A 5,046-nucleotide genomic window follows, 5' to 3' on the forward strand; every position below is an offset into this window, starting at 1 on the left:
GCACCAGACGTCCAGCCCCGGCTCCTCCGCCACCTCCAGCACCCCCGGCCCCGGCCGCACCGGCACCGGCAGCAGCCCCGGATAGCGGGCGGTACGGCGGAACCAGAACATCGTGTCCGTCACCCCGTCGACCGACCCGAACAGCGACCGGGCCGGGAACACCGGCCAGTCCCGGCCCCGCTCCAGCACCAGCGTGTCCACCCCCGCCCGGCCCAGCCGCAGCGCCGCCACGGCCCCGCCGAACCCCGAACCGATCACCAGCGCCCGGAAGTCCGTCCGCCCGGCCGCCGCCGCGGCCCGGCCCCCGAGCACCGCCGCCCCCAGTCCCGCCAGACCGCCCCGGGCCGCCAGGCCCAGCACCTCGCGCCGGCTCCGTCTCGTCATGCTCGCCTCCAGCTCGTACGCCCAATTCGCCCACACCACCGGCCGGACCGCGCCACCCGGGCGGGGGCGGCCCTTGCCGTACGTCCGTCGCGCCGCGCCGGCAAGGTGACCCGGCGGTCCCGTCCCGGCCCGACGCGCGTCATCCCGCCCGCAGCTCCTCCAGTGCGGCGGCCAGCAGCTCCGGCAGCCGGTCCGTGCCGGGCACACCGGCGTCGAACAGGAAGGAGACGGACACCCGCGTCTTCTCCAGCACGAAGACACAACCGCCCGGGGACGAGCCGAGCGGCGGGGACACCGGGACGAGCCCCGCGATGCCCGGACCGCCGTCGTGCAGGTCCGCCGGGATGACGGTGACCCCCAGCCGCGGCGGCGAACAGTGGTGCACGACGCGGTGGGCGAGCCACGCCACCGGCCCCGGCGCCCGCAGCAGATAGCCGAAGAGCTCGCGGAACCGGTACAGCGCCATCGGACCGGTGTCCCGGACGACCTCCGCCAGCCGCCGCGCGGGGGAGGGCTCCGCGCACGGCAGGGTCAGCGGCATGACGCCCAGCGCACTGCCCAGGGCCGCACGGTCGCCCGGGTGCCGGAGACTGACGGGCAGATAGACGCGCAGCCCCCGGCGCTGCCGCCGGTCAACCGGTTCCAGCCAGTGCTCGGGCGTCCACGCCCGGAGGGCGCCGGCCAGCGCGGCGAACGCCACCTGGGCGGCCGACGCGCCGGTACGGCGGGCAACCTCGTCGAACCCCGACCGGTCCAGGGTGACGGTGTGCAGCGTCCGCTCGCCCGTGACGGCGGACCCCGCCGGCAGCCAGCGCGCCGTCCGCCCGAACAGGTGCGGGAGAAAACGCGCGCAGAAGCGCACCGCCCGCGGCGACGGCGCCCGGGGCGCCGGCCGGGGAGCGGGCGCCGGCAGCCGGGCGCCCGTCAGGGCGGCGCCCATGGCCTGGGCCATCGCCAGGCCGTCCTGGAACAGATGGGCCGCGCGGTACACCAGCAGGTACTCGTCCGGACGGTGGCCCCGGACCAGCCGCACGCCCCACAGCGGCCGGCCGGCCGGCAGCGGGGCCGCCAGCGCGTCCAGCGCGCACCGGCCCAGGGACCGCCCGGCAGGCACCTCGACCTCCTCGACGTGCGGCGAGACGTCCAGCTCGCCCACCGGCTCGAAGCGGGCCCGGCGGCCCGTCCCGCCCACCCGGTACCGGAGCGCCGGCACCCGCGCGACCGTGTCCGCCACCAGGCGTTCCAGCTGCTCCCGGGTGGGCGGCGGGCCCGTCATCCTGGCCGCGATGCAGACATGGGTACGGGCCGGGTCCGCCGCGGCCCGGGCCCGCAGGTACTGGTACCTGTCCGACGGGCCGAACGGGACGGGAGCGTGGCCGTGGTCCGTGGGAAGCACGAGCATGCCGGGACCCTTTCCTGCGCTGTGGCCGCTTGACGGGCGGGAGACCACCCGTCAGCCACTATGGCGCCCGCCCGGACCGTGGACCGGCAGGGACACAGCCGCCGGACGGTGTCCGTCAGATGGTGACGCAGACGCCGTCCTCGATGGTCCGGCCGTCCCGCTCCAGCCCGGCGCAGACCAGCTTGGCGCCCTTCTGCTCCCGCCCGACCTCCCAGCGGTGCGAGGCGGCGTGCACCTTGGGCGAGTGGTAGTCGCCCCAGTAGGCGCGGATCGTGCCCGGCAGACCGTCCTTCGTCCGTACGGTGATGTCCTGCACGAAGCGGTTGTGATGGGCCGTCATCACGCACAGGTACTTCCCGCAGTGCCCGTCGACCCCTGCCTGCGCCGGCGCCGCCGCCACCAGGCCGAGCGCGAGAGCCGCGAGTACGGTCCCGGCCTTCTTCTTCGGTCCCATGGTTCATTCCCCTGCCGTCCGTGCGCCGCGCCACGGTGACGCGGCGGCCGGTGGCCAGTAGACCGGCCGGCGGGCGGGGAGGGGGGCGCTTCCCCGGAAGGTCATCTGATCAGGGGAATTCGGCGGCTCGGCCGGACGGCCGGCCGAGGCGGGCGGTCCCGTCCGGCGCGGGCGGTGTCCGGCACCCGGGCGGTACCCCGTGTTCCGCCGGGCCGCCGGGACAGGGCAAGGTGGTGCCGTACACGGTACGGAAGCACAGAGGGAACAGAAGGTAGGGGACGCCGCGATGGTGTTCAAGAAGCTGCTCGGATCGCTCGGGGTGGGTGGCCCCACGGTCGACACGGTCCTGGACGGCCCCGTGTCGCCCGGCGCCGACCTCACCGGTCACGTCCGGCTGCGGGGCGGCAAGGCGGACTTCGACGTCGAGCACGTGACGCTGGAGCTGGAGGCCCGTGTCGAGGCCGAGCGGGGTGACGAGGAGCACCACGGGACCGTGGTCTTCGACCGGCACACGGTCGCCGGCGCGCTCCGCCTCGCGGCCGGCGAGGAGCGCGACATCCCGTTCGCGGTGCCGGTGCCCTGGGAGACGCCGGTGACCGAGCTGTACGGACGGCCCCTGGGCACCGTGCTGGGCGTCCGCACCGAACTCGCCGTCGCCGGCGCGCGGGACAAGGGCGACCTCGACCCGCTGACCGTCCGTCCGCTGCCCGCGCAGGAGGCGGTCCTGGAGGCGTTCGGCCGGCTCGGCTTCGTCCTCCGCTCGGCCGACCTGGAGCTCGGTCACATCCACGGCAGCGGTCAGCGGCTGCCCTTCTACCAGGAGATCGAGTTCGCCCCGGCCCCGCGGTACGCCCACGCCGTCAACGAGATCGAGGTGACCTTCCTGGCGGCGCCGGACGGCATGGAGGTCGTGCTGGAGGCCGACAAGCGCGGCGGCCTCTTCTCCGGCGGGCACGACGTCGTCACCCGCTTCCACGTGTCCCACCACGACGTGGCGGAAGGCGATTGGACGGCGGAGGTCGAGTCCTGGGTGCGGCAGACGGTCGAGCGGCACGGGGCCCGGCAGGCCGAGCACGGGATCCACCAGGAGGGCCACCTCCCCGGCGGCCACCGGTCCGGGCCCGGCATGGGCACCGTCGTCGCCGCCGGCGCGGCGGGCGTCGCGGCCGGTGTGGTCGGCGGTCTGGTGGCGGCCGAAGTCGTCGACGAGATCGGCGACTTCTTCGAGGACGAGGACGGCGGAGACGGCGGCGACGAGGACTGACGCGCCGCGCCGGGCGGTCCGACGGCCGCGCCGCCCGGCACCCGACCCCCGTCAGCGCAGCAGGCCCGCGGCCCTGAGGTCGTCGAACAGCAGCCGGTCGACCGGCGGAACGAGCGCCCGGTCCGCGTACGAGAACCAGGCCACCTCCTCGATCTCCGCACTGGCCGTCAGCTTCCCGGCGTACTCGCCCGTGTAGCAGCTCATCCGGACCACTGTGCCGTCCGGCAGCTCCGGCACCGGCGCCTCGTACGTGCCCACGTGGGTCACCGTCTCCGGGTCGAGGAGGACCGTCAGCTCCTCCTCGACCTCCCGCAGCAGAGTCTCCAGGTCGCTCTCCGCGCCCTCCCGCTTCCCTCCGGGCACATAGAACACGTCCTTCCCCTTCGGCCGCGCGCAGAGCACCCGTCCGTCCTCGACCCGTACCCAGGCCACCGTGTCGATCAGCACGGGCTCCGCTCCCTCTCCGGTCCTGTCCGGCGGCCGACGGGCCGCCGCGCGAGGGGTCATGCAACCACAGGGCCGGGCGCGTACTGCGCCTCCCCCTCGCCCAGCGACCAGTCGGCCTCCGCGTTCTCGGTCACGGTGACGAAGACGTTCCGCGGCTCGGTGCCGGCGTAGGCGTGCGCGAGGTCGGCGATCCGCCGGTAGAGCGCCCGTTTCCGCTCGGGGGAGCGGCCGGCGCGCATGGTGATCGCGACGTACACGATGCCCTCGTCCCGGCGTACGCCCAGGTAACCGCCGTAGCGGAGGGTGCCGGTGGTGCCGTCGTGGTCCGTCAGGATCTGGAACAGGTCGTCGGACGGGATGCCGAGCGTCTCCTGGAGGGCGTCGTGGACGGCCCGGCCGAGCGCGGCCAGCCGGTCGGGGCCGGCGCGCAGGGCGTCGATGCGGACCAGGGGCATGGCGGGTTCCTCTCGCGGGGGATCTTCCTGCGCGACGAGTGTACATACCAGTAGGTACAGACGCCTGACGGGGCGTCGGGAGCGGAGTTCAGCGCGGGCAGGCGGCGCCGGTGCCGTGGGGGCAGGGCAGCCGGTCCAGGACCAGGCCGGCGACCTGTCGCGCCGGGCGGTCGACGAGGACGCGGACGCCGTGCTCGTCCGGTGCGAGGGGTTCGAGGTCGGCGAGCTGGGAGCCCAGCATGCAGGCGGGCATGAAGTGGCCGGTGCGGTGGGCCAGCCGGTCGGCGATGACCTCGGCCGGGCCGTCCAGATGGACGAACAGGGCTCGTTCCGCCGCCCGCGCGAGGGTGTCGCGGTACCGCCGCTTGAGCGCGGAGCAGGTGACGATCCCGCCCCGGGCGGCGTGGGCCGCGAGCCAGTCGCCGATGGCGGCGAGCCAGGGGGCGCGTTCGGCGTCGCCGAGCGGGATGCCGGACGACATCAGGGCCTTGTTGGACGCCGGGTGGAAGGCGTCCGCGTCGGCGAAGGGGACGCCGAGCCGGTCCGCGACCAGCCGGCCGACCGTCGTCTTGCCCGCGCCGGAGACGCCCATGACCACGACCGGCGGCCGGGGGCGGACGGGGGGCTGTCTCTTATACAC

At 75.4% G+C, this 5,046-nt stretch carries 7 protein-coding genes; 1 reads left to right on the plus strand and 6 read right to left on the minus strand.

Features of this window, described 5'->3' with window-relative positions; genetic code table 11:
• From ACSNOK_RS30610 to ACSNOK_RS30620, 3 genes are all read right to left on the minus strand, one after another.
• Positions 1-384 (minus strand): NAD(P)-binding protein (locus ACSNOK_RS30610; RefSeq protein ID WP_436784056.1); only part of this gene is annotated, 384 nt, incomplete at its 3' end.
• Between the two features lie 139 nt (positions 385-523).
• A complete protein-coding gene (locus ACSNOK_RS30615; RefSeq protein WP_436784057.1) occupies positions 524-1,786 on the minus strand; it encodes a wax ester/triacylglycerol synthase domain-containing protein in 1,263 nt (420 codons plus the stop codon).
• 115 nt (positions 1,787-1,901) lie between these two features.
• Complete coding sequence (locus ACSNOK_RS30620) at positions 1,902-2,240, minus strand: hypothetical protein (RefSeq protein ID WP_436784058.1); 339 nt, start codon at positions 2,238-2,240, stop codon at positions 1,902-1,904.
• Between the two features lie 286 nt (positions 2,241-2,526).
• On the opposite strand from ACSNOK_RS30620, the gene ACSNOK_RS30625 reads away from it, so the two are divergent.
• Positions 2,527-3,504, plus strand: a complete 978-nt coding sequence (locus ACSNOK_RS30625) for a sporulation protein (protein WP_436784059.1) — start codon at positions 2,527-2,529, stop codon at positions 3,502-3,504.
• Positions 3,505-3,555: 51 nt separating this feature from the next.
• Here ACSNOK_RS30625 and ACSNOK_RS30630 read toward each other — a convergent pair whose 3' ends face one another.
• The 3 genes from ACSNOK_RS30630 to ACSNOK_RS30640 all read right to left on the minus strand — a co-directional run bounded on the left by ACSNOK_RS30630 (position 3,556) and on the right by ACSNOK_RS30640 (position 5,046).
• Positions 3,556-3,951 (minus strand): NUDIX hydrolase, encoded by a 396-nt coding sequence (locus tag ACSNOK_RS30630; protein WP_436784060.1) that lies wholly within the window; start codon positions 3,949-3,951, stop codon positions 3,556-3,558.
• 56 nt (positions 3,952-4,007) lie between these two features.
• Positions 4,008-4,406, minus strand: coding sequence for a tautomerase family protein (locus ACSNOK_RS30635; protein ID WP_436784061.1), 399 nt, complete (start codon positions 4,404-4,406; stop codon positions 4,008-4,010).
• Between the two features lie 88 nt (positions 4,407-4,494).
• Entirely contained in the window at positions 4,495-5,046 is a 552-nt protein-coding gene (locus ACSNOK_RS30640) for a gluconokinase (RefSeq protein WP_436784062.1), read from the minus strand.

Source organism: Streptomyces sp. URMC 126 (assembly GCF_051386555.1).
Taxonomy (GTDB): domain Bacteria; phylum Actinomycetota; class Actinomycetes; order Streptomycetales; family Streptomycetaceae; genus Streptomyces.

Bases quoted from the DNA above. Each gene is read 5' to 3' on its own strand.
- ACSNOK_RS30615 (WP_436784057.1), bottom strand. From the start codon at position 1,786: ATGCTCGTGCTTCCCACGGACCACGGCCACGCTCCCGTCCCGTTCGGC.
- ACSNOK_RS30620 (WP_436784058.1), bottom strand. From the start codon at position 2,240: ATGGGACCGAAGAAGAAGGCCGGGACCGTACTCGCGGCTCTCGCGCTC.
- ACSNOK_RS30625 (WP_436784059.1), top strand. From the start codon at position 2,527: ATGGTGTTCAAGAAGCTGCTCGGATCGCTCGGGGTGGGTGGCCCCACG.
- ACSNOK_RS30635 (WP_436784061.1), bottom strand. From the start codon at position 4,406: ATGCCCCTGGTCCGCATCGACGCCCTGCGCGCCGGCCCCGACCGGCTG.